24 protein-coding genes are annotated in these 21,356 nt (G+C 37.1%); 17 read left to right on the forward strand and 7 right to left on the reverse strand.

All coding sequences use genetic code 11. The features are described from left to right. Positions 1-693 carry a tetratricopeptide repeat protein gene (locus B806_RS0100335; RefSeq protein ID WP_017402486.1) on the reverse strand — a complete coding sequence of 231 codons (693 nt, stop codon included), beginning with the start codon at positions 691-693 and terminating at the stop codon, positions 1-3. 261 nt (positions 694-954) lie between these two features. On the opposite strand from B806_RS0100335, the gene B806_RS0100340 reads away from it, so the two are divergent. From B806_RS0100340 to B806_RS0100375, 8 genes are read left to right on the forward strand one after another with little or no spacing between them, the layout of a single operon-like run. Continuing rightward, positions 955-3,735 carry a type VI secretion system Vgr family protein gene (locus B806_RS0100340; protein WP_017402487.1) on the forward strand — a complete coding sequence of 927 codons (2,781 nt, stop codon included), beginning with the start codon at positions 955-957 and terminating at the stop codon, positions 3,733-3,735. A gap of 8 nt (positions 3,736-3,743) precedes the next feature. Next, positions 3,744-4,985 (forward strand): hypothetical protein, encoded by a 1,242-nt coding sequence (locus tag B806_RS0100345; protein WP_017387428.1) that lies wholly within the window; start codon positions 3,744-3,746, stop codon positions 4,983-4,985. After that, on the forward strand, positions 4,985-5,341 hold the full coding sequence (locus tag B806_RS0100350) for a hypothetical protein (protein WP_017402488.1): 357 nt from the start codon (positions 4,985-4,987) through the stop codon (positions 5,339-5,341). The genes B806_RS0100345 and B806_RS0100350 overlap by 1 nt, the downstream gene beginning before the upstream one ends. Before the next feature lie 6 nt (positions 5,342-5,347). Next, positions 5,348-5,689, forward strand: coding sequence for a hypothetical protein (locus B806_RS0100355; RefSeq protein WP_017387426.1), 342 nt, complete (start codon positions 5,348-5,350; stop codon positions 5,687-5,689). 4 nt (positions 5,690-5,693) lie between these two features. Next, the gene (locus B806_RS0100360) at positions 5,694-6,182 is read left to right on the forward strand and encodes a hypothetical protein (protein WP_017387425.1); all 489 of its coding nucleotides are present in this window, start codon (positions 5,694-5,696) and stop codon (positions 6,180-6,182) included. Between the two features lie 8 nt (positions 6,183-6,190). Then, on the forward strand, positions 6,191-6,601 hold the full coding sequence (locus B806_RS0100365; RefSeq protein WP_017387424.1) for a hypothetical protein: 411 nt from the start codon (positions 6,191-6,193) through the stop codon (positions 6,599-6,601). Further along, on the forward strand, positions 6,555-6,974 hold the full coding sequence (locus B806_RS0100370) for a hypothetical protein (protein ID WP_017387423.1): 420 nt from the start codon (positions 6,555-6,557) through the stop codon (positions 6,972-6,974). Before B806_RS0100365 ends, B806_RS0100370 begins: the two co-directional genes overlap by 47 nt. Positions 6,975-7,002: 28 nt before the next feature. Next, a complete protein-coding gene (locus B806_RS0100375; protein ID WP_017387422.1) occupies positions 7,003-7,464 on the forward strand; it encodes a hypothetical protein in 462 nt (153 codons plus the stop codon). A 74-nt stretch (positions 7,465-7,538) separates the two neighbouring features. Here the strand turns inward: B806_RS0100375 and B806_RS0100380 are convergent, their stop codons facing one another. From B806_RS0100380 to B806_RS0100400, 5 genes are all read right to left on the reverse strand, one after another. Continuing rightward, on the reverse strand, positions 7,539-8,606 hold the full coding sequence (locus B806_RS0100380) for a zinc-binding alcohol dehydrogenase family protein (RefSeq protein WP_017387421.1): 1,068 nt from the start codon (positions 8,604-8,606) through the stop codon (positions 7,539-7,541). A 5-nt stretch (positions 8,607-8,611) separates the two neighbouring features. Then, entirely contained in the window at positions 8,612-9,505 is an 894-nt protein-coding gene (locus tag B806_RS0100385) for an AvrD family protein (RefSeq protein ID WP_017387420.1), read from the reverse strand. A 54-nt stretch (positions 9,506-9,559) separates the two neighbouring features. Next, complete coding sequence (locus B806_RS0100390; RefSeq protein WP_017387419.1) at positions 9,560-10,237, reverse strand: AAA family ATPase; 678 nt, start codon at positions 10,235-10,237, stop codon at positions 9,560-9,562. An 83-nt stretch (positions 10,238-10,320) separates the two neighbouring features. After that, positions 10,321-10,938: an NAD(P)H-dependent oxidoreductase gene (locus tag B806_RS0100395; RefSeq protein ID WP_017387418.1), complete on the reverse strand. Its 618-nt coding sequence runs from the start codon at positions 10,936-10,938 to the stop codon at positions 10,321-10,323. A gap of 91 nt (positions 10,939-11,029) precedes the next feature. Continuing rightward, positions 11,030-11,731: an SDR family NAD(P)-dependent oxidoreductase gene (locus B806_RS0100400; protein WP_017387417.1), complete on the reverse strand. Its 702-nt coding sequence runs from the start codon at positions 11,729-11,731 to the stop codon at positions 11,030-11,032. A gap of 81 nt (positions 11,732-11,812) precedes the next feature. On the opposite strand from B806_RS0100400, the gene B806_RS0100405 reads away from it, so the two are divergent. The 8 genes from B806_RS0100405 (at position 11,813) to B806_RS0100445 (ending at position 17,969) form a co-directional block, all read left to right on the forward strand. Continuing rightward, entirely contained in the window at positions 11,813-12,400 is a 588-nt protein-coding gene (locus B806_RS0100405) for a TetR family transcriptional regulator (RefSeq protein ID WP_017387416.1), read from the forward strand. Positions 12,401-12,526: 126 nt separating this feature from the next. After that, positions 12,527-13,111 carry a TetR/AcrR family transcriptional regulator gene (locus B806_RS0100410; protein ID WP_017387415.1) on the forward strand — a complete coding sequence of 195 codons (585 nt, stop codon included), beginning with the start codon at positions 12,527-12,529 and terminating at the stop codon, positions 13,109-13,111. A gap of 198 nt (positions 13,112-13,309) precedes the next feature. After that, positions 13,310-14,509, forward strand: coding sequence for an MFS transporter (locus tag B806_RS0100420; RefSeq protein WP_017387413.1), 1,200 nt, complete (start codon positions 13,310-13,312; stop codon positions 14,507-14,509). A gap of 487 nt (positions 14,510-14,996) precedes the next feature. Beyond that, positions 14,997-15,500 (forward strand): DUF2867 domain-containing protein, encoded by a 504-nt coding sequence (locus B806_RS0100425; RefSeq protein WP_017387412.1) that lies wholly within the window; start codon positions 14,997-14,999, stop codon positions 15,498-15,500. Between the two features lie 80 nt (positions 15,501-15,580). Further along, the gene (locus tag B806_RS0100430; protein WP_016802481.1) at positions 15,581-16,282 is read left to right on the forward strand and encodes a DUF1003 domain-containing protein; all 702 of its coding nucleotides are present in this window, start codon (positions 15,581-15,583) and stop codon (positions 16,280-16,282) included. A gap of 111 nt (positions 16,283-16,393) precedes the next feature. Beyond that, positions 16,394-17,059 (forward strand): RluA family pseudouridine synthase, encoded by a 666-nt coding sequence (locus B806_RS0100435; RefSeq protein ID WP_017402489.1) that lies wholly within the window; start codon positions 16,394-16,396, stop codon positions 17,057-17,059. Between the two features lie 126 nt (positions 17,060-17,185). Then, positions 17,186-17,563 (forward strand): ribonuclease E inhibitor RraB, encoded by a 378-nt coding sequence (locus B806_RS0100440; RefSeq protein ID WP_017399750.1) that lies wholly within the window; start codon positions 17,186-17,188, stop codon positions 17,561-17,563. Between the two features lie 28 nt (positions 17,564-17,591). Continuing rightward, positions 17,592-17,969, forward strand: a complete 378-nt coding sequence (locus B806_RS0100445; RefSeq protein ID WP_017387409.1) for a nuclear transport factor 2 family protein — start codon at positions 17,592-17,594, stop codon at positions 17,967-17,969. 43 nt (positions 17,970-18,012) lie between these two features. Here B806_RS0100445 and B806_RS0100450 read toward each other — a convergent pair whose 3' ends face one another. Further along, positions 18,013-20,103, reverse strand: a complete 2,091-nt coding sequence (locus B806_RS0100450; RefSeq protein WP_017402490.1) for a TonB-dependent siderophore receptor — start codon at positions 20,101-20,103, stop codon at positions 18,013-18,015. A 75-nt stretch (positions 20,104-20,178) separates the two neighbouring features. Here B806_RS0100450 and B806_RS0100455 point away from each other — a divergent pair, with 75 nt between their 5' ends. Next, positions 20,179-21,324, forward strand: coding sequence for a DUF1624 domain-containing protein (locus B806_RS0100455; RefSeq protein ID WP_017402491.1), 1,146 nt, complete (start codon positions 20,179-20,181; stop codon positions 21,322-21,324). Positions 21,325-21,356: the final 32 nt, after the last annotated feature.

Consider the following 21,356-nt stretch of genomic DNA (forward strand, 5'->3'; position numbering starts at 1 on the left):
TTATTCTAAACTTTTAAGCATTTCTTTAGCATCTACATCGCCTGCATCGGCAGCTTGCTGAAACCATTTCTTTGCCAGTTGTAGGTTTTTCGGCGTGCCTTCACCATTTAAATACATCTGGGCCAAGTTGTATTGGGCATCGCTTTCATTGTGCTCAGCCGCTTTGGTGTACCACTTAAGCGCTTGCTCATCACTTTGTGAAACGCCGTGACTTTTTTTATATAGCTGAGCTAAATTATATTCTGCGGGTGGGTAGCCTTGCTTGGCAGCACGACTAAACCACTCAAACGCCTGCACATAATTTTGCGCAGTTCCTTCACCTCTATCGTATAACACCCCTAAGTTATATTGCGCTTTAGCATGACCCTTGGCCGCAGCCTTAGTAAAATAATCAAAAGCGCGCTTGGCATCTTTTTCGACGCCCGTGCCTGTGTAATACATCATCCCTAAACTATATTTTGCCCCCATACTTCCATTTTGATCAGCCACAGTTAACCATTTAAACGCTTGCTCATAGTTTTTAACAACGCCTTGTTCGCCGCTTAAAAGCATCATGCCTAAATGATATTGAGCAACGGATTGCCCTTGCTGTGCACGATATTGAATATCGGCCACACTTGGTTCAGCAAATGCTGAAGAATGAAGAGAGAAAATCATCGTAAATATATAAAAAGCAGACTTTTTTATTTTCATATCTCATCCTGAATTTTATTAATTTGAGTAGTTACTTTCTTTAATATCCATTTGAATATAAAAGAAAAATATTAAATATGTTTGGCTGATTTAGAGTGCTTTAAAATGATCTGATTTTACGGTTTAAATACCTATTTAATAAGAAATTAACGTAAAACTGCATATTTAGACTAGTTACATTTTGAAAATGAGTATAGATAGACAGATTAGTCTTTTTTTAATTAAAATGCGGCCTAAATATAAGTTTGATTGATAATAAAAATGCAGATGAGTGTGTCGAGTATATTGGAGCGTTTAGGCCTTGTTTCACAAAATCGCGCTGTTCATATCCAATTCTCAAATCAGTCTTTAAATCAGCAAGTTTTCTTGCAACGCATTGAGGGTGAACATACCCTCAATCAAGGTAGCGTTGCTGAATTACTGTGTCTGTCGACAAACGCGCATATTGCATTAAAACAATTTATTGGCTGTCAGGTTGCTGTAGATCAAGTCACCGATACAGGCCAGTTCTTTAGAACCACGGGCATTATTACCGAAGCCAGCCAAGGGCAAAGTGACGGCTCACTCACCATTTATAACCTTACTTTAAAAGACCCAACTGCACTCTGGCATAAACGTCGTAATAGTCGCGTGTTTATGAACAAAAGTGTGCGGGATATTAGCGAAATTCTGTTTAAAGAATGGCAGGGTAAAAGCCCGTTATTCGCTTCAAGCTTAACACTCGACACGGCAGGCTTAACAAAAGACTACGATGTGCGTCCATTTGTGATGCAGTCAAACGAAAGCGACTATGACTTTTTAACCCGCTTGTGGCGTAGTGAAGGCATTAACTGGCTGGTCGATGAATCGCAACTTTTTGTCACCGACCCGAATGCTTCTATTCAGCCACAAGTCTTACGTTTAATTGACGATAACCAAAATTATCAAGCCCTTGAACGCCGTAGCCTACGTTACCAACGCAGCAGTGCTACAGAACAGTTCGATACTATTACTCAGGTCAAAGCTGAGAGAAGCTTACAGCCGACTTCGGTTCATGTGCAACGCTGGCAAGCCGATGCGCTGCAACAAGAAGAAGGCAGTGGCAGCGTACAAGGTAAGCAGCAGCACAGCGAACACTATGACAATGCAAGCTTGAATCTTGAAGATGCATGGCACGTTAGCCCCGCTTGGATGCAGGACTTAAAAGGGGAAGATCAAGCCACCGCTTCAGGCAATGGCCAGATTGAACAGCTTAACCAGCACATCAATGCTTACCATCACCTAAGTTCTAAACAATTTACCGTTTCAGGTAACATCCGTGATGCACAAGTGGGTTACTGGTTTGCACTCAATGACCATCCTGAACTCGAACAACATGACAGTGCCGATAAAGAATTTTTAATCTTAAGCAAGCACTACTATAACCAGAATAATTTACCGAAAGAATTACAACAGCAACTTGAGCGACTATTACCAAAAGACAAGCTCAAAGCAGCCGAACTCGACAGCCAAAATCCTGAGCAGCGCCACTATGCTGAGCTGAACGTGGTTCGACGTAATATTAAAGCAGTGCCTGAATATAACCCACTAGAGCACCGACCAGCCGCTCATCCGCAGCGCGCTAGAGTGGTGGGGTTAGAGGGCGAAAGCATTCATGTTGACCAGTGGGGACGTATTAAGGTCCGCTTCCTGTTTACCCGAACTGACGACCATAGCCATGATGGGGGAGCAGGCAGTAACGACAATGACACTGACTCGGCTTGGGTGGATGTACTCACTCCGTGGGCAGGTGCAGGTTATGGCGCACGCTTCCTGCCACGTGTTGGTGAAATTGTTGTGATCGACTTCTTTGACGGCAATATTGACCGTCCATTTGTGGTAGGGCGCATTCACGAAGCTGAACGCCACCCAACCCAGTTCGACCAAAAAGGCCAATTACCTGACACTAAAAAGCTTAGCGGCATTCGTTCCGAAGAAGTCGACGGTAAAGGCTTTAACCAACTCCGCTTTGATGACACCACAGGGCAAATCAGTGCCCAACTACAAAGCAGCCATGCCGCAAGCCAATTAAACCTCGGTAACTTAAGCCATCCAAAAGATAAAGCGGAAAGTGATGGCCGTGGTGAAGGTTTTGAGCTACGAACAGACCAATGGGGTGCGGTAAGAGCGGGCAGTGGTTTACTCGTTAGTACTCACAAACAGGATCAAGCTCAAGGCGTACACCTCGACGCAAATGAGGCCAAACAACAAATAGAAGGCGGCCTCAACAATGCCAAGGCACTCAGTGAAGTTGCTAAAAATCAGCAAACTGACCCGTTAGAAAATTTAGAAAACCTAAAATCTTTTATTGAAAAACTTGAGCAGCAAGACAACGCAAAAGCTAAAACCTTTAAAGAGGCAATTATGCTGCTAGCGAGTCCAAATAGCATCGCGCTGAGCAGTAACGAAGACATTCACTTAAGTGCAGATGGGCAGCTAAACCAAACTGCCGGAGACAGCATTAACCTGTCTACCCAAAAGAATTTAATCGCGCATGCCCAAAATAAAATTAGCCTTTTTGCAGCGCAAGAAGGGGCGAGACTCTATGCAGGCAAAGGTAAAGTCGAGATACAAGCTCAAGGCGATGGAGCAGATTTAATTGCCCGTAAAGCTGTTCAGGTGATTTCGACAGAAGACAAAATTGAGGCTACAGCAGCCAAAGAAATTGTACTCACCGCAGGCGGCTCTCAAGTCAAAATTACTGGTTCTGGCATTTTTATGACCACAAGCGGTAAGTTTGAGGTGAAAGCTGGACAGCATAAATTTATGGGAGGCGGGAGTGTGAATGCTAATGTTCCTGCATTGCCTGTATTAGGTGAGATTAATAAATATAACTTGAGATATTTTTTGCAAGATACAGATGGCAATAACTTTGCAAATCATAAATATATCGCTTTCTTACCTAATGGAGATATTGTAGAAGGTCGTACGGATGATAAGGGATATACAGATCTATTTAAATCCTACCAACCAGATGAGATATCACTTCATTTATTTAAAGATGAAAAAATTGATATAGAGTAAAAATAATAATGGCAAAGTATTATCCGTATGTTGTTTTGGAAACAAATGTAAAACCTAGCTTATTAAAGTATAGATTGTACGTTTACAATACCGTAAAAAATAAGGCAGAAACTTCGATACTTTTTACAAGTAAGGAATTCAGAAAAGTAGGAAATAATCTTTATCAAACAAGATCTGCCGAGATAGATGGTAGTAAGTTAGGTATTGAAAATATAAGAGACTGTGTAATTCTTTTTGACTTATATCGATTGAGTATCAGTGGAAAAGAAGCTTTAGTATTAAGTAATTATATTTTGCCAGATAAGATTGAGTCTTATCCTTCAGCAAATTTTAGCCAAAACACTAAGATATCTAAAGTAAAGTATAACGAAGCAACTTACATGACTAAGGTTGTTAAAGAGGTTAAGTCTAAAAATACATTCCAGCTCAATTTGAGCAGAGATAGAGTTTTTCAATGTATAGATTCTGGCTGTAAGCCTGGGGAAGCGAAAGACCCATTTTCAAAACTACAAATTGAAGCTGGTTTACAAGCTCGTTTGAATGAACCTTTACCAAATCAAGACTTGGCTTCATTATGTGGTCCGGCAGTATACTTTTTTTGTCTTATTAATCTCAGTCCTAATAATTATAAGCTTGCAGTTAAGCAATTATGGGAAACGGGAGTGACTAGAATAGGTGAATTAGAAATAAAGCCGGCTAAAGATGGATGTGTGCGTGTAAAAAATTTTTATGATGGTGAATTACCTAAAATTCCACCAATTGATTGGATCACATTAGCTAGTTTAAGAGAGTCCGAAAATATAGCATTACATTTAAAAGACCCTAGCCAAGAAGTTCCAGGTGTAACTTTCTGGACAGAGGTAACTAATTGGTTTAAGAAAAGTGGTTTTAAAGGGGTGGAAACATTTTCCTTCTCTATAACGGGATTTTCTCCTAATTTGGTTGATCAGCTTAATAAATATATAGAATCTGGGTTTTATGTAGTTACTTTAATATCTGCAAGTATATTGAGTAATGGTTTTAGTTCTGGAACAAGGAACTTACCTGATCATTGGGTGGTTTGGACAGATAAGCTAAGAGAAGCTAATGGGAATCCTATTACAAAGGAATTAGACCCTAACAAAACTTTAGTATCATTGAAACTGTTTTCATGGGGAGAAAATAGGCAAAGATTAGGGAAGAATATTTCTTACACTAATTTCTGTAAGAATATTTTTTTTGCAATGGTTGTTAAAAGAGAGAGTTTTTAATGAAGCTTTATAAATTTTCAATAGTTCTAAGTTTTTTTATGCTAACTGGATGTGGACATAAGTATGATATCTCTCCCAATAAGTTACCTGAAGCTCATGTTGGAAAGTCATATACACAGTTTATTAAAATTACAGGAGGGAAAGTTTCTGAACAACATTTTGAATTAAATTCCAATATTCCAGAGGATCAGGAGATTAAAATTACTCCTGTAGATGATATAGATGGATACAATCATTTAAAAATTGATGGAATTCCAAAATATAAAGGGAAATATGAAATTATAATTAATGCACATTTTTATGGGCGAGGTGATGATAAGTTAAATAAAACCTATGAATTTGTAGTTAAAGAATAAAAAGACATGGTTCGATATATTCTATTGGCAATGACCCTTAATGGTTGTAGCAACTATGATGTACAACCAAAGGAACTCGCTGTAGCTCATGTCAATGAAGCATATTCCCAGAATATAAAAATTACTGGCGGAAAAGTAGTGGATAAGTATTTTGAAATAGATACTGATATGCCTGATGATTTAGGATTAAAAATTCAACCAAATAATGACACTAGCGGTTTTAATGACTTTTCAATTAAAGGTATTCCCAAACATAAAGGTGAATATACAATAAATATTTCAACAGGGTTTTATGGCCGTGGTAGTGATGAGCTAAATAAGAAATATAAATTAATTATTGTAGAATGAATAGATGCATAAATATTTTTTAATTATTTTATCCATTTTATTGTCAGGTTGTAATCCTTTAGCGAAAAATGAGAAAGAAAATTTTAAGGATATAGTCCTTAAGAATTTAACTTATTCTCATATGGATGGTATGAATGGTGATATTTTTAAATTTAATTTAGAAACAACTGATGATTTAAAGAATATTTATCAAAACGGGAATTATAAATATTCACATTTTAAGTGCGATAATATTAAAAATTATCTTATTGTAGGTGCTATCTCAGTTGAAGGAGAAAAGTTAAAGAATGGAAAATATACTTTGTCTGGATACTTCAAAGTTTGCGAAGATGAATCAATGAATGTATGTATCGCTAAGAACCAATTGGAAAAATTATTAACTAGCAATATGTCTTGTAGAGTAGTCTTTGGTGGCTTATTACAAAGCAGTAAAGTTGTGGTAGATAGTATTTTGGTATCAAAAGAAGCTATAAGAAAATCCAATTTTCAATAGAGTTTGGAATGAAAAAATTTCTTTATCTATTAGGACTAATTTTTTTAACTGGATGTAGTGAAAAAATCTCAAATTTCACAATAGATCATATTGTGAAAAGTAATGAAAATTTAAATTTTTCTATTAATTTTAAAGATAATAAGGCCTTAGATAAAATAAGAGAGTTATCATCAAAAAAAATTGTTTGTAATAACACTGCTAATCACAACCAAAAGTTAGATGCTTATATAGATAAAATTGAAAATAACAAAATTGATGTATCTGTAGAATTCTGCTCAAATAGTGATAATAGAAGCTGTGAATCTATAGATATCAGTTCAGTTAAAAAAATCAATTTAGAATGCCAAGCAATTTTCTCTGCAATGATTGGTAATGTCTCTAAATCAGAAAAATTTCCAATTGTATGGGAAGAAAAATAATTTGTTTAAAAATCTGAAACTTGACTTGATAACTTTAGGTATTCCCTTGTTACTTATGGCAGGGTGTGGTCACGAATATACAATTGAGCCTGAAAGACTTCCAGTAGCCTATGTAGGTAAGGCATATAATCAGCAATTAAACATATCAGGTGGTAGAGTGATACCATATTCTTTTGAAGTTGAAACTAATTTCCCTAGTGATATGAATATCTCTATTAGCCCAATAGATGAACATGAAGCGGATGCTTATAATAATTTAAAAATTTCTGGAGTTCCAAAGTATAAGGGAACTTTTACAATTCATATATATGCGGGTTTTTATGCTAGTGGGGATGGGAATTTAGATAACACCTATGAATTTGTAGTTAAATAATAAAAGATATTTTTAATAAGAAGAGGATATGAAAAAAAATTTATTAATTACCGTACTGATTTCAATTTTCATCATACAGTCTTTATTAAATTATTACTTCTGGAACCGTACAAAGACTCCAGAAATTCATGTTCTAGAGAAACCTCTACGAATAGCATCAAATTTCGATAACTATTCACCATATACAATCCTCCCAGCAGGAACAGTTTTATATGATGATAGTGACTCTCTAAATCGAAGAGTTATGGTCTATTTTAACTTACAAGGTGTAGATTTTAAGTTTGAAAAACAAGATCAAAATATCTTGAAACAACCTAGTGAAGTCAGTGCTATCAGGTCAGCAGATTTGCCAGATTTATTAAAAGAAATTCCTCTGACTAAAAAAGATATTTATTTAATCATTAAACATGATGAAAGTATAAAAGACTCCGTGCGTTCAATTTTATTTAAAAAATATAAAATTGATCCTTCAGAGTATGAAAAAAATTAAAGAATTCTGAAACATACAAACATAAATTTAAAAACGAGAAGAAGCCTAATTGATTACGCTTCTTCTATGTTGCTTTAACTTTGCTTTTCATTAACCACTACAATTTTGCCAATTGTCTTATTAGATTCAACCAACTGGTGTGCTTGCTTAATTTTTTCAGCATTAATAGGAGCTAGAGATGTAAGTCTTGGTGAAATAATAATATTTTGATCAATTAGCTTTGCAATATGATATAAAATTTCAGATTGTTTTGCCATATCTGTAGTTTGAAAACTAGAGCGTGTAAACATAAGTTCCCAATGGAATGAGAGGCTTTTTTTCATCAATAGATTGAAATCATGCAAATGAGAAAAAGGCACAATATTACAAATTTTTCCAAATGGCTTTGTAATACTTGGCAGAATATTAAAATATGAATCTGGTGAATTGCAGATCAAAACATAGTCGACCTCAGAGTAACCCAATTTGGATAATTGAGTTGGAATGTCTTGAGTGTGATTTATAATATGGTCGGCACCTAATTTCCGACACCAATTACTCGTTTCTTGCCGTGAAGCTGTAGCGATAACTGTCAACTGTGGAACAAGTTTAGCAAGTTGAATTGCCATTGAGCCTACGCCACCAGCACCTCCAATCACTAATAAAGATCTTGATTTATTGGTATGTTGAAGCTGGCTGTTTGAATGAGTAGAGCTAATCTGAAGTGATAGCCTTTCAGCTAATGCTTCCCATGCAGTTAATGATACTAAGGGAAGAGCTGCCGCATCTTCTATAGAAATAGTGCTAGGCGCATGAGCAATTAATCTTGAGTCAATTGCATGGTAAGTACAATTACCTCCAGAGCGGCTAATATCACCTGCATAATAGACTGTATCTCCAATTTTAAATTTTTCAGGAACATGTGAACCAATTTCAGTAACAGTTCCAACAACATCCCATCCTAAAACTGTAGTTTGGTTATCTTTAGTTTTTCTACGTCGTGCCCGCGTATCGGCAGGGTTAATTGAAATTGCTTGAACTTTTACAATAACATCGTGAGGCAGTGCTTGTGGGTAAGGAACTTGAACATCCAGAAATGAATCTGGATGTTCAAGTTCTAATGGTTCACAAATAGCAACTGCATAATTTATTTTGCTATTCATAGGGACTAAGAAATATGAGGCAGTTGATGAGTAACACTACAAATAATTTTTGTATTACCAAGAATTGAATAGATATCGGCTTTTCGCCAATCGTGGTCGCCCGCTTTATAGCGTCGTACATTATCTAAACGAGTAAAGATAGGGTGAGAAGAATCCATATTTGGTCGATCAGATAGAAAGTGAATTTCTGTCTTTTTCATCCATAAGGTATTACTTTCAGCCCGACTAATTGAATCTAATTGGTAAAGCAAAATTTGCCCAAGTTGTAAACCAACTGAAAATAAACAAGATGTTGACCAAGGTTCAACATTCTCATTTAAAATTCGTTTGTTATTTACCAATGCAGAAGCCTTAAGTTCATCTACATTAATCATGACATCGTTAATTTCCAGTGGAGTTTTGAGATATTCCTCAAATTCACTGGGTTCTATTTTACTTACGTCATTTTTATAAAGAATCTCAATACTCATATTTGAAATATTTAGATTCATTACATTATTATCACGATCTTCTTTAGACACGCTTCCACTAATCACAATCTTATCAAACTCAGATTCAATCGGGCTTTTACCTGCACGAATCACCATCTTATGGATTAGCTTTTTATAACAAATTGTGCGGTTGTGGATCGCCTGAATCAGTTGATCAAATGTGAGCAAAGCAAGCTCAATAATATCGATTGTACTTAAATGGGGTTTTTGGCTTCCATTGTTTTTGATAGACCATGTTTGAGGCAAAACGACCTTGCCTAAACAACTGAATTTATTAGTTTCTATATCATCGGATTCATATTGAAAATTATAGATGTCATGAGAACTATTAATATACCCTGCGCCAAAATAACGCGTATTTTTATCACCTAAAAATTCATCAACTTCTTTGAAAAATGATAGGTTCACTTCACACCTCTATGATGTTTGGATGTTGAATGGCTGTTTTATTTAAAATGAAATTTACATAATTAATGTTTTGTATTTTGCATTAGCCGAAGCGATTGATTCCTCAATTGTTTTCACAGGTTTAATATTTAAAATTTCTGAAATAGTATTTGCACGTTGTTCCAACGTACCCCCGACAATGTGGTATTTGATTCCCAACTCATCAAATGTTTCTTTTAAAAGATCATCTGATGCTGAACGGAATAGTTCATTGACTGGTCGATGCCCATCTTTTGCTAAAGGAAGTTCATTCGGTAAATGAATGAATGCATCAAATGATTCTTTTACATGGCGTTTAAATACTTTGCCTAATTCGCTCATGATACTTTCGAAATAAGCGAGTTCAGCGGTTTTAGAGACTGTTTCACCCTGTTTTAAATCGATTGATTGATTTGGATTCATGCCATATTTGACTCGAACACTTCCATAAATCCACTCTTGTAAAGAACAACCATCAGAAATAAAGCGCTCTTTATGCTTATATTCATGAATCACACGATCCATGTGCCTAGTGATAATCATTTGAATTAGTTCGGGAGAGCTGACTTCTTCAAGTGTTTTACCTGGTGCCGCATGAGGCAAGATTTCACGCATGGTTCTTGCTTCTGTACGAGGGAGATTTAGATAATCACTGATGATTAATGAAGTTAAAGTTTTACCAGATGAATAGGTGCCTGTTAAGCCAATCCGCATTATTATTACCTTCTTCTTAGAATTTATTATTAAGCTAAGTTGTCGAGGTTTATTAGAAAGTTAATAAACCTCTTTATCTATTATTAAGCGATTAATTTCTCAATATCACTTATCACTTCTTTCTTTGTTTTTTCATAATCTGTATTAAGTACAGTTGGTGAAATACGGATATTTTCAATATCGTTTACACCAATAAACTTTAACCAGTCATTGAGGTAAGGCGTTGCAAAGTCAGAGCCAAAGTTATTAGAAATACCTTCGTAGTAAACACCACTCGCAACTACTAAATAAGCTTTTTTACCATTTAACAAGCCTGTGTAACCTGTAGATGGATCAAAACCAAAAGACCAACCAGGTTGAGTTACAACGTCGATAAGCTGTTTTAGGATGTAAGGAATGTTGTTGTTCCAAAGAGGAACATTAAATACATAGATATCGGCAGATGCAAAACGATCATAAACCTCTTTGATTTTTGTCCATGCTTCTTTTTCTTTAGAGTTTGAATCTTGTCCAGTAAATAAAGCCATTTTTGCACCAACAGCATTTTTATCGAACGCAGGTAGATCATCTTCAAAAAGATTGAACTCATCGATAACTAAATCACTATGCTTAGCTTTAAGTTTAGCAATTACTTGTTCAGCAATAAGTAGTGATTGGCTATTCTCACCACGAGTTGATGAGTTGATATGAAGTACTTTCATAAATTCCTCTATATTAGAGATGTTGTTAAGATATTGTTATTTAATAAATATTTTATCTATTAAATGGATTGTTGATAATGAATTCTAAAATTTAAGCGACTTTAATCGTTTTACCGCACAATACAGAGGTTTCTTTCTTATGTTGTTGTAAGGACCAAAACTGCTCTGCAATAGTTTCTGGATGTACTGTATAAGCTTTATCTTCTGATCCTGGGGTTCCATCTACAAAGCCATTCACAATTACTTGACTCACGTAAACATTTGAGTCAGCGAGACTATGAGCAAGTAAATTAGTTGTTTTATATTGGGCTGCGGCAGCAATTGCCAAAGATGAGTATTCTTTGGCAACTAAGTCTACACCGACTAGATCGAGCGCAAAGATTCCATTTGTCGACAAGATACTTCCTTGATTTCTTTTTAGATCATTTAAACAAGCTTGTACGGTTGCAATATAGCTTGAAACCCGAATGTGAAAACTTTTAGTCAGATCGAGTGGATTGGCTTCTAATAAATTTCCTTCAATTTCATGGAAAGCATTCCAGTGAATATTTTTAATCTCTCCAAATTGATTTTTAATTTTTTTGATGAGTTCAGGGATATTTTCAATATCACTTAGATCACTTGAAAATGCATAAGCTTCAATATTATGTGCATTGAGTTCTGAAATAGCATGTTTAAGTTTTTCTGCATTTCGTGCAACTAAACCAACTGAGTAACCCTCTCTACCAAAGCGGTATGCAAGAGCTCTAGAAATTCCTGTTCCATAACCAAAAATTATAATATTGTTGCGCATTATGAAGTTCCAAAAAAATCCAACCAATTGGTTGGATACACCTTATAATATTTTTTTATAATATATGCAAGAGGAAAAATTATGTCTTGGGATACGGAAGGGACGAAACAAAAGATTCTGGATGCGGCAGTTGGTGAATTTGCTCGGCAAGGTCCTGATGGCACAACTATTGATAAAATTGCAAAGATTGCAGGTGTTAATAAAGAGCGTGTCTACAATTATTTTGGTCCTAAAAAAGAGCTTTTTGCTGTTGTTTTAAGTAATGAGTTAATTAAAGTTGCAAAAGCTGTACCGCTTAAATCTTTTGAAGAAGAAGATATTGCTGAGTACGCAGGCCGTGCTTATGACTATCATCGCGCTCATCCTGAACTTAGCCGCTTATTACTTTGGGAAGGTTTGATTTATTCTTCACAAGAAGTACCAAATGAAAGTAGCCGTCGTGAAAACTATAATTATAAAATTCAAGCAATTAAAAAAGAGCAAGAGGAAGGCAGGGTAACCGATGAAATTGAAGCGAGCTATTTGGCCTTCCTGATTTTAGCTCTTGCGAATAGTTGGTTTATGTTGCCTCAGGTCGCCAGAATGTTAACTCCTTTAGAAGATGTTGATAATCATGAAAAACGTAGAGCGATTATTATTGAATCGGCTAAACGGTTGCTAGTGAAGTAGTTTTTATAATTAAAATTGATCCTAATTAAAACATTCTAAATAAATTATCTAAATTAATTTTTAGTTTGACTTCTCTATCTTCCTGTCATAAATTAATTGGAACGATCGTTCCTGTTAAGTGTATGTATGCGTACAAAAGAATTTGAAACTGATGAAATTGCTGATGCTGCAATGCAAGTTTTTTGGCGCCGTGGTTATGCTGCAACTTCAGTTCAAGACTTGGTTGACGGTACGGGGCTATCTAGAAGTAGCCTTTACAGTACCTTTCAAAACAAACAGGGTCTTTATCAAAAAGCGTTACAGCGCTATGAACTTTTAACCACACTTAACAATGTGAAACTATTGTCTAGTTCAGGCTCACCAAAAGCACTGATTCGGCAATTACTGATAAATGTGGTTAAAGATGAGCTAAGTGATCCAGAACACAAAGGATGTCTTGTCGCAAATGCTTGTTTGGAACTGGCTGGCCATGATGAAGATGTCGCTCAATTTGTTGTGAGTAACCTACAGAAACTACAACATGCTTTAGAAAATTTATTCATTAAAGCTCAAAAGTCTGGTGAAATTTCTTCTACCCAAAACTCACAAGCGTTAGCGAGTTTTTTTGTAAATACGATTCAAGGCTTACGTGTTTTAGGGAAAGGCAGTCCTCATGAACAAAGAAAGCAATGTTTAATGGATGTGGTCGAGGTTGCTTTAAACGTTTTATAGAACTCATTTAAACCTTAACTATGGTTAAGCTGAGATAGTTAAGGTTTTTATTTAACTTGAACTGGAACGAACATTCCAAAATAATGATTTTAGTTCACATGGAGAACAAATGCCTTCTCATCCTAATCTGATAAAACAAGCTTATAGCAATACAAAGCAGAGTAAGTGCGCTGTAAAAGAATGTGAGAGTAAAGCTTTATGAATACTAAGAGTAATGAAACATCTCATCAGTTAACTGATGAATTCTCTACTCAATTACCAATTTGGAAACTATTGGCTTTTACAGTTGCAGGCTTTCTGACCATCATGACAGAAACCATGCCAGCAGGGCTTTTGCCCCAAATCAGTCAAGGCTTACATATTTCAGAAGCTTATGCAGGGCAGCTTATTGCAGTGTATGCCTTAGGGTCTGTTTTAGCAGCAATACCGCTGATTAGCCTTACCCGTAGTTGGAATCGGAGACCCTTATTACTCAGTGCTATTGCAGGGTTACTTTTATTTAACGCGATTACTGCCTTATCAAATGACTATACTCTGACTTTAGTTGCTCGTTTTATTGCAGGGATGGCAGCGGGTGTTATTTGGGGGCTTTTAGCGGGTTATGTAAGACGCATGGTCTCTGCATCGTATCAAGGACGAGCTTTAGCAATCGCTGGGGTTGGGCAACCGATAGCTTTATCAATAGGAGTTCCTTTGGGTGCGTGGTTGGGAACGCTGTTTGAATGGCGTGGCGTGTTTTGGATCATGTCTTTATTGGCATTGATTTTATTTGTCTGGATTCGTTCTAGCATTCCTGATTTTGCAGGACAGTCAGCGCAAAAAAGGTTACCCATTTTAAAAGTTCTTTTAATGCCGGGCATTAGAGCTGTTTTAGCAGTTGTCTTTCTTTGGATATTGGCACATAGCATTCTCTATACTTATATTTCACCATTTTTGGCCTCCACAGGACAGACATACAACGTTGAGACTATCCTGTTTATATTCGGCATTTCTTCAATTGTAGGCATTCTCATTACAGGCATGTTTATTGATCATTCATTAAGAAAAATAACACTTTTGAGCTTATTTATCTTTGCAATCGCAACAGCGCTCTTGGGTGTTTATAGTTCTTCAAGTTTTGTCGTACTGGCGGGTGTAGTGTTATGGGGAGTCACTTTTGGTGGAGCTCCGACCTTATTACAAACAGCTCTGGCAAATACTGCGGGACACGAAGCAGATGTAGCACAGTCTATGTTGGTCACTGTATTTAACCTTGCTATTGCATTCGGTGGAATGATTGGCGGGGGACTGCTTGTAAGTTTTGGGGCAGCTTCTTTTCCATGGTTTATGCTAGTTTTTGCCTTGATCGCATTATGTACCGTTTACCAAGCCCGTAAACATGGTTTTATCTCTTCATAAAAGGCTTTTGCCCTTCATGACTAAAAAATGAAGGGTAATTTACTTTTATAGCCTGATGTCCTATTGGTCAAAACAATGAATGATTTGGTAAAATAAACCGAAAAATACAAATAAAGTGGAATTTAAATTTATCTAATTATGGGTAAGTGGGAATAAATTCTTTTAAATTTGTCTAATGGCGTAAAAATTCCCAAAAATATTAAAAATTCGCTTTTCTTAGAAAAACAATCCCGCAGGGTGCTGGCTAAACTATATCTCAAGGGTGTGATGGGGATCGAAAAGAGTAGCATGCACCAAAACGTATAACGTTAGTGTGTACTCACCCAAAAGGTCTCGATTCGGCTTAGGACGCTATAGATCAAAAGTTTATAGGCACAAGGTTATAACTTACAAAGTTATAATTGTTGAAGTAAACCATAGATGTTTTCCCTTGACACCCTAAAAAATTCTCTATAATAAAAACGATACTTTACAAGAATATAATTTAATGAATAAGCCTTATCTTTCTGCTTTACCTACCGACAGTCAAATCTCATCTCAATTGAAAAATGCTTACTTCCACGACTCGTGGAGCATTGTGCTGGGTCAACCCGACCTAAATGTATTTCAGCAACTTATTAAGCTATTCCAGCACACTCCGCAGTGGGTAGAGTGGAGCATGAATATGCGTAATAAAATTACTTCAAAGATTGGGCTTAAAGATTTAGGAAGTTTTCAGCAAATTGATACTCATAAAAAAGAAAGTGAATATGTGGCAGGCGACCGAATTGGAATTTTTACTTTTTTGCAGCGTACCGAAAATGAGTTAGTGATTGGAGATGATGACAAGCACTTAAATGTGACGTTATCTATATACAAGAATGAAAAGACTCAAGTGCTTACCGTAACTACAATAGTGCATATTAAAAATTGGCTTGGGCGATTGTATATGCTACCTGTAATTCCTGCCCATCGAAAAATCGTACCAGCGACTTTACAGATTTTAGGTTAGATTACTATTTTTATTTACGATGTGATCAGCCAAAATTGTTTATATAATAATCTTAATATCATAATAAAGAGCTGAATAATATGGAGAATAAAAATCAGTGTCGGCAGTGCGCCGTTTGTGGGAAAAATTTTCCTTTAAAAGATCTAGTGTCTGGTGAAGTCATCCGTAATGTGATTAGCGACGAAATTTTAAAAGACTATCCAGATTGGAATTACTCAAGTTTTATTTGTCGGGCTGATCTGGCAGATTATCGAATTAAATATGTGCAGTCGCTATTACGTTCGGAAAAGGGTGAGTTATCTAATTTAGAAAATGAAGTGATCGGCAGTATGCAACGCCATGAGTTGATTAGCCGAAATACAGAGTCGGATTTTGATCAGAATTGGACATTTGGAGAAAAGTTAGCAGATAAGATCGCGACATTTGGTGGTAGCTGGGCTTTTCTCATTTGCTTTGCTCTATTTTTGACAGGCTGGATTATTCTAAATACGGTGGTGATGGTTGTACGTCCCGTCGACCCTTATCCCTTTATTTTGCTGAATTTAGTATTGTCATGTTTAGCTGCAATTCAGGCGCCTATTATTATGATGAGCCAAAATCGCCAAGAAGCAAAAGACCGCTTACGTTCTCAACATGACTATCAGATTAATTTAAAAGCCGAGCTTGAGATTCGCCATTTGCATGAAAAAATGGATCATCTTTTGTCGCATCAATGGGAAAGACTCGCGCATATTCAAGAAATTCAGCTCGATCTTTTGGCTGAAATGAATAAAAAACGATAAAGATTTTCTGAGTTTCACGTGGAACATGAGTAGAGCGTTATAGATTGTTTTGCGGTAGGTCTGAAATTTCTTTATGATTTGCCGCCATGCTCCATTGCTGCTTCTACGACCATGCCTTTAAACGACAACTTTGTTTACGCTCCACCACAAGATCCACTTTCAATTCTATTTGAAGATGACGATTTAATTGTGGTTGATAAACCTGCGGGTCTGTTGTCGGTCATGGGACGGTTACCTGAGCATCATGACAGTGCTTATTTACGGGTGCTGGAAAAATTCCCTTTAGCTAAGGTTACGCATCGTTTAGATATGGCGACATCAGGCTTACTTATGTTTGCTAAACACCGTGATGCAGAAGTTGCGGTAAGTAAAATGTTTCAGGCCAGAACAGTCAAAAAACATTATATTGCTTTGGTGCAAGGCCAAGTCGCACAAGAGGGAAGCGTTGAGGTTCCACTCATTACCGACTGGGAAAATCGCCCAAGACAAATTGTACATTTTGAATTAGGTAAACACGCCAAAACCTTGTTTCAGCCCTTGGTTTATGATGAAAAAACAGATCAAAGTCGAGTATTGCTTGAACCTGTAACAGGACGTTCGCATCAGTTACGTGTGCACATGATGCATATAGGACATCCGATTATGGGGGATAAGTTATATCACCCTGAGCCTAAACGTTTTCACTTAAACCGCATGGCCTTACATGCCGCATATTTGGCTTTCCAGCATCCATTAAATGGAACGGATGTGGTGATTGAGTCACAAGTGCCTTTTTAAAATTTATATAATTAAAAAATTAATTTGATGCAATTGGGAACGGAATATATACCCAAACTGCAATAAAAGTCGGGTATTCTTGATGTCGAATAATATTAATACTGCGACAACAACAAGGAACACTTTATGACTCGTGACTACGAACAATTTCCAGATGACGATAACGGCAACGTACTTTGGCAAATGGCTGAAGATGGGGATGATTTAACCGAGCTGCATGAAATTGAATTTTCAATTGCTTTTCAAGATCAGAAAAATGCAGAGCAATGTGCACTCTATTTGCTTTACCAAGAACAAAAAGTTTCACTTTTTCAAGATGACTCTGTTGAGCCAAATGAGTGGGTGATTACCATCTTCGTTAACATGGAACCTGAGTATTCAGACATTGTTGACTTGGAACAATGGTTTGCCAGCATCGCTGAGAAATTTCAGGGCGAATATGATGGATGGGGCTGTATGGCCTATGTCTTTGAGGAAGACGAAGAAGATGACCTGTTGCAGTAAGGTCTAAAATAAAGAGTAGGAGATAATCATGAATTTATCTCAAAAACAAATTGCAGTACGGTTTTTAGAACTTGCCGCAGCTGGTGAAGTTGATGAAGCTTACAGCAATTATACTGCGCCGAACTTCAAGCATCACAACCCTTATTATGCGGGTGATGCGACTTCTTTGAAGGAAGGGATGCGTGAAAGTGCAATTGAAACTCCCAACAAAGTCTTTGATGTTCAACATGTCATTGAAGAAGGTGATTTGGTTGCTGTGCATTCAAAACTTGAAATGCAAATGAACGGCTTAACCACCTTGGCTGTGGTTCATATTTGTCGTTTTGAAAAGGGCAAAATTGCTGAGTTTTGGGATATTGGGCAAGTACAGCCCGACCCGCTCGTCAATGAAAATGGTATGTTCTAATAAAAAAGCCCGAAATAATTCGGGCTTTTTATTTATGTATCAATTAAAACTTCCATTGTGCTGAGATTGAAGCATTTAGTGGTTCACCTGGTTGAACCCATAAATCGCTATAGCTTGACACATAGTAAGTTTTGTCAAACAGGTTGTTCACATTCAGCTGATAACGTAAGCGGTCTGATGGAGCATAGTAACCATTTAAATTGACCAGCGTATAACTTGGTAAATTAAAGCCATTGTCTAGGTTATGCCCGCTGCGTTCACCGACATAGGTGAGGTTAGCTCCTACACCTGCTTTTCTCGGACCGTCTTGTAGAAACTCATAGTTGGTACTTACAGCGCCTTGGTGTTTTGGAACATTGCTCAGACGTGCACCTTTTGCCAAGTCTTGGTCTTTTTCAATTTGAGCATCGGTATAACTATAGTTGGCATTGATGAACCAGCGGTCAGTGATCTGACTATTTAAGTCAAACTCAATCCCTTTACTACTTACTTCGCCTGCTGCGGTTTGGAAGTCTTTGTTGATAGGATCTGTCGTCAGTACATTCTGCTTTTTCATTTTAAACAAAGCGAGACTCAGCACACTTTGGTCATTCATTTTATATTTGGTACCGACTTCATAGCTTTCACCTTTTTCCGGAGCAAAAGTCTGACTATTTCGGTTCATACCACTATTCATGGCAAATGAGCGGCCATAGTTGGTATAAAAAGCCCATTGGTCAGAGGCTTTAAAATTTACTCCAAAACGCGGACTATTTTGGTGAAGCGTCTGATTATTTTCGGTTTGTTTTATATGGTTTTTAAAGTCTTGTTCGACCTGATCAAAACGGTTGCCAAATAGTACACTCCATTGGTCATTGAAAAAGATCTGATCTTGTACATTAAGCGCAAAATAGCGTTGGCGCTCTTTGGTGTTGGTAAATGGATCTAAGCTAGGTAAATATTTGCCGTATTCAGGTTGGTAGATATCAATTGTGTTTGTTGAGCTTGTGCTGTGATTGCGACGAAGCTGGTTTTGCTTATAGTCGAGTTGACCAAGCTCGGTTGAAAGTAAAATTTCATGACGTCCCCAAGACGTATTAACCTTGCCAAGTAACTCTGTCTGAGCCAGAACATCTTCACTTGTATAGTCACGATAGCGACGTTGACGCTCTAAAGTACGACTATCGGCTTGCATACGTCGTGGTTCAGTTGCAAAGCCGACCATTCTGGCGTCTTTATAGCTGACTGCACTGTTTAGTTTCCAGTCAGGGTTAAACTCGTGACTAAGACGTAATTGGTAAAAGTAATCTTTTATTTTCAAATCGCCATCGTCAGGTTCACCTGTAAATGTTTTCGGGTCCATCACAAACTCATGATTGACTGTACTTACACCACGGTCAAAGGTTCCTTTGTGCTCAGTAAATTCACTATCAAAGTCGAGTTGCGTTTGGTCTGAAATTTTCCATGTGAGCTGTGGTGAAAAGAACCAACGTTCACTGCTGACATGATCACGGAAGCTTTGATTATCTTCGTGAGCCACGGCTACACGGTAAGCCAGTTCATCATTTATAGGCGCGGTATGTTCCAGACTAGTTCGGTATTGTTCTTGGGTATTAGCACGTAAGTTAACTTCACTTTCACTTTCCCATTGTGGTTTTTTACTATTGAGGTTAAGTAAACCTCCTGTTTCGCCGCGGCCATATAGCGCCGCCATTGGACCTTTTAAAAACTCTAAAGATTCAATATTTACTACATCTTTTGGAGCACTAATTCCTCGGTTGACACTCAAGCCGTTGCGGATCATTGAGGCACCTAAATTAGGGTCGGTACTAAAACCGCGGAAAGAGTAATTATCCCAAAAACCACCACCGAAACTATTTTGATGAAAAACCCCACTCACCAAGCTTAATGCGTCATCAATTCGTTGAACGTCTTGTTGTTCCATTATTTGTTTAGAAAGATAAGCACGGTTAAAAGGGACATCTAAAACATCGTGAGTAAATTTAGTTGCCGAGCTATTTTGGCTCACATCTTCTCGGGTGCTTTCGGCCTGAATGCGTATGGTCTCAAGTACCGTTGATGTTTCCTCTCCCCAAGTGAGGGTCGATATAAATGATAGACCTAACGAAGACAACAATCCTAATTTGTGTCGCATAAATAATCAGCCATAAAAAGACAAAAGGAATTAAATGTAATAGTATAACGTTACATTATTTTGTTGATTACTGCTATGTCTATAGAAAAAAATATTGAACGTTTACAGTCGATTGATGCTTTACGCGGTCTGGTCATCATTATTATGTTGCTCGACCATGTAAGAGAAACTTTCTATTTACATAAACAGGTTACCGATCCAATGGACGTAACAGTAACAGAACTGGCTTTATTTGGTAGTCGATTATTGGCACATATTTGCGCTCCAGTTTTTGTACTTTTAACCGGTATTTCTGCTTTTTTATTTCAATCAAAAAAACAAGATTTACAGCAGACACGTGCTTTTTTATTAAAGCGTGGCTTATTTTTGATTGCATTAGAGCTCACGCTGGTGAACTTTGCATGGACAGCAACTTTTCCACCCGAAGTCATTTATTTACAAGTGATTTGGGCGATTGGTATCAGTATGGTGGTGCTAGCGTGTTGTGTAAGTTTGCCTTTGCCTGTTCTTGCGGGCGCAGGTTTGGTTATTGTTTTTGGGCACAACTTGTTAGATTCGGTGCACTTCTCACAAGGCGTCTTACAAAATATATGGTTGGTTTTACATGACCGTGGTTGGATTGAGATTGCAGGCATCAAGCTTCGCACAAGCTATCCTGTTTTACCTTGGATTGGCGTGATTTTATTGGGCTATGCGCTAGGTCAGTTCTTTAGTTCAAAATATTCAGCAAAGCAAAGAAGCCGCACTTTACTTAGCCTTGGTTTAGTAAGTATTGGATTGTTTGTTTTACTGCGTTTTATCAATGTCTATGGCGACCAGCCGTGGCAACATTTTGAGTCATTACAACTGAGTCTCATGAGCTTTTTTAACCTCACCAAGTATCCGCCGTCTTTATTATTTATTTTGCTAAATGTTGGAATTGGCTTGCTTGTGCTCGTTGCTTTTGAGCGTATGCAGCAATATTCATTTCTAAAACCCTTGGTGGTGTTTGGCTCGGTGCCTATGTTCTTTTACTTACTGCATTTATATGTGTTGAAACTGATATATGTGTTTGCGCTAAATATGTGGGGAGCTAACTATGGGAGCTATTTGTCGGTCGGCCATGTATGGATGCTGTGGCTAATCACGATTGTACTGTCTTTTGCACTCTATCCAGCAGTTAAGTGGTTCTCGAAGTTCAAACATCAAAATAAACATATTTCGATTTTAAAATATTTCTAATTTTCAAAACTTGAGTAAAGCGAGTTCAATGG

The organism is Acinetobacter sp. TG2027, assembly GCF_000302435.1.
Classification (GTDB): domain Bacteria; phylum Pseudomonadota; class Gammaproteobacteria; order Pseudomonadales; family Moraxellaceae; genus Acinetobacter; species Acinetobacter pittii.

Bases quoted from the DNA above. Each gene is read 5' to 3' on its own strand.
- B806_RS0100335 (WP_017402486.1), bottom strand. From the start codon at position 693: ATGAAAATAAAAAAGTCTGCTTTTTATATATTTACGATGATTTTCTCT.
- B806_RS0100340 (WP_017402487.1), top strand. From the start codon at position 955: ATGCAGATGAGTGTGTCGAGTATATTGGAGCGTTTAGGCCTTGTTTCA.
- B806_RS0100345 (WP_017387428.1), top strand. From the start codon at position 3,744: ATGGCAAAGTATTATCCGTATGTTGTTTTGGAAACAAATGTAAAACCT.
- B806_RS0100350 (WP_017402488.1), top strand. From the start codon at position 4,985: ATGAAGCTTTATAAATTTTCAATAGTTCTAAGTTTTTTTATGCTAACT.
- B806_RS0100355 (WP_017387426.1), top strand. From the start codon at position 5,348: ATGGTTCGATATATTCTATTGGCAATGACCCTTAATGGTTGTAGCAAC.
- B806_RS0100360 (WP_017387425.1), top strand. From the start codon at position 5,694: ATGCATAAATATTTTTTAATTATTTTATCCATTTTATTGTCAGGTTGT.
- B806_RS0100365 (WP_017387424.1), top strand. From the start codon at position 6,191: ATGAAAAAATTTCTTTATCTATTAGGACTAATTTTTTTAACTGGATGT.
- B806_RS0100370 (WP_017387423.1), top strand. From the start codon at position 6,555: ATGTCTCTAAATCAGAAAAATTTCCAATTGTATGGGAAGAAAAATAAT.
- B806_RS0100375 (WP_017387422.1), top strand. From the start codon at position 7,003: ATGAAAAAAAATTTATTAATTACCGTACTGATTTCAATTTTCATCATA.
- B806_RS0100380 (WP_017387421.1), bottom strand. From the start codon at position 8,606: ATGAATAGCAAAATAAATTATGCAGTTGCTATTTGTGAACCATTAGAA.
- B806_RS0100390 (WP_017387419.1), bottom strand. From the start codon at position 10,237: ATGCGGATTGGCTTAACAGGCACCTATTCATCTGGTAAAACTTTAACT.
- B806_RS0100395 (WP_017387418.1), bottom strand. From the start codon at position 10,938: ATGAAAGTACTTCATATCAACTCATCAACTCGTGGTGAGAATAGCCAA.
- B806_RS0100400 (WP_017387417.1), bottom strand. From the start codon at position 11,731: ATGCGCAACAATATTATAATTTTTGGTTATGGAACAGGAATTTCTAGA.
- B806_RS0100405 (WP_017387416.1), top strand. From the start codon at position 11,813: ATGTCTTGGGATACGGAAGGGACGAAACAAAAGATTCTGGATGCGGCA.
- B806_RS0100410 (WP_017387415.1), top strand. From the start codon at position 12,527: ATGCGTACAAAAGAATTTGAAACTGATGAAATTGCTGATGCTGCAATG.
- B806_RS0100420 (WP_017387413.1), top strand. From the start codon at position 13,310: ATGAATACTAAGAGTAATGAAACATCTCATCAGTTAACTGATGAATTC.
- B806_RS0100425 (WP_017387412.1), top strand. From the start codon at position 14,997: ATGAATAAGCCTTATCTTTCTGCTTTACCTACCGACAGTCAAATCTCA.
- B806_RS0100430 (WP_016802481.1), top strand. From the start codon at position 15,581: ATGGAGAATAAAAATCAGTGTCGGCAGTGCGCCGTTTGTGGGAAAAAT.
- B806_RS0100435 (WP_017402489.1), top strand. From the start codon at position 16,394: ATGCCTTTAAACGACAACTTTGTTTACGCTCCACCACAAGATCCACTT.
- B806_RS0100440 (WP_017399750.1), top strand. From the start codon at position 17,186: ATGACTCGTGACTACGAACAATTTCCAGATGACGATAACGGCAACGTA.
- B806_RS0100445 (WP_017387409.1), top strand. From the start codon at position 17,592: ATGAATTTATCTCAAAAACAAATTGCAGTACGGTTTTTAGAACTTGCC.
- B806_RS0100450 (WP_017402490.1), bottom strand. From the start codon at position 20,103: ATGCGACACAAATTAGGATTGTTGTCTTCGTTAGGTCTATCATTTATA.
- B806_RS0100455 (WP_017402491.1), top strand. From the start codon at position 20,179: ATGTCTATAGAAAAAAATATTGAACGTTTACAGTCGATTGATGCTTTA.